General features: G+C 36.4%; 1 protein-coding gene. It reads left to right on the top strand.

Translation table 11 applies throughout. The features are described 5' to 3' along the window. Nucleotides 1–388: 388 nt before the first annotated feature. Nucleotides 389–1,842 (top strand): aspartate--tRNA ligase (gene aspS / locus ENL20_10000; protein HHE38888.1); only part of this gene is annotated, 1,454 nt, incomplete at its 3' end.

Raw genomic sequence — 1,842 nt, 5'->3', positions numbered from 1 at the left:
CTCTCAAAAAAGGAATATAGGTTGTTCATGTATAACCCTCCGCTATCTTTTTTCTTTTGGAGGGTTATACTTTGAATTAATAAATCAAAGCAAGTTCTTCATAAAAATTCGTGAAGAACCATTAATTTTTCATAAAGATTTCAGGAAAATTTTCCCAAAAAGAGCGAAGTCAAGATGTAACTACCTCCTATATCTTTGGCTTCGCTTCATTTTTAATTTAAAGAATTTATTTAAATGCAGCTAACACTCACCTTGACAAATAAAAGTGAATTCTGCATTTGACCGATGTTTTATCTAAACCATCCAAATATTCGGAATGGTCAGATAAAGGCAGAATAATATGTGATAATCCGTGTAAATTCGCAGTTGAAAATTAATGGAGTGAGAAATGTTAGATTTTATTGGAAATAAGAAAAGGACTCATTTTGCTGAAAATTTGAGTCGAGAAAATATTGATGAAAAAATCACGGTCATGGGCTGGGTACATCGTCGTCGGGATTTGGGAGGATTGACTTTTATCGATTTGCGGGATGTTACAGGAATTGTGCAGATTGTATTCAATCCTGAAAATGATAAAGTTCACGAAAAAGCTCATAAATTGCGGAATGAATATGTGATAGCTGTAATTGGAAAAGTCGCTGAACGAGACGAGAAGAACATAAACCGAAAGATGAAAACCGGCGAGATCGAGATCGAAGCAGAAGACCTTCTTATTCTAAATGATTCCGAACCTTTGCCTGTTCAAGTTAATGAGAATATTTTAGCAGAAGAAGATCTGCGTTTGAAATACCGTTATCTTGATCTGCGTCGCGAAAAACTGAAAAATATCCTGCTTCTGCGTCATGAAATTGTTTTTGCGTTCAGGGAGTTTTTAACAAAAGAGAAATTCTTTGAGATTGAAACTCCGATGCTCATGAAAAGCACTCCGGAAGGAGCCAGAGATTATCTTGTTCCAAGCCGTATTTTTCAGGGAAAATTCTTTGCCTTACCGCAATCTCCGCAAATCTATAAACAACTCCTCATGATCTCCGGTTTTGATCGTTATTTCCAGATCGCTCGCTGTTTTAGGGATGAAGACCTGCGAGCAGACAGGCAGCCGGAATTCACTCAGCTCGATTTGGAAATGAGTTTTGCCACTCCTGATCAGATCTTTGAAATTATGGAAAGAATGTTCAATTATGTTTTCCGAAAAACAAAAAACATCGATCTGTCAATTCCCTTTCCACGCTTGAAATATAAAGAATCTATGGAACGATTCGGGATCGATAAACCGGATATGAGATTTGGAATGGAACTAACAGACCTTTCTGATATTTTGAAAGATTCAGAATTCAAAGTCTTTTCTTCTGCTCTGGAAAATAATGGAAGTGTCCGCTGTGTTGTAGCGGAAGGTTGTGCAAATTATTCCCGTAAGCAGATTGATAAACTGACTGACATTGTGAAGCATCTGGGCGGGAAAGGTCTTGCTTATTGTAAAGTTGAAGAGAATAGTTTAACTGCTGGAATTTCCAAATTTCTTAAAGAAAATGAGCAAAAAAATATTTTGGAAAAAACAAAAGCAAAAGATGGAGATTTGCTTCTATTTGCGGCAGATTCCAATAAAATGGTTTTCAAAATTTTAGCAGAGATCAGGAATCACTTTGGAAGAGAACTGAAACTTTATAATGAAAATGACTACAATTTCGTCTGGATCACAGATTTCCCTCTTTTTGAGTATAACGATGTTGAACATCGTTGGGAAACTGCCCATCATATGTTCACCTTACCCAAAGAAGAACATCTGAAATACTTTGAAACCGGTGAATATGAGAAGATCGAAGGTCAACTTTATGACCTGGTTTG

This window comes from Candidatus Cloacimonadota bacterium (assembly GCA_011372345.1).
Classification (GTDB): Bacteria; Cloacimonadota; Cloacimonadia; order Cloacimonadales; family TCS61; genus DRTC01.
This window is presented reverse-complemented; position numbering and strand designations above follow the sequence as displayed.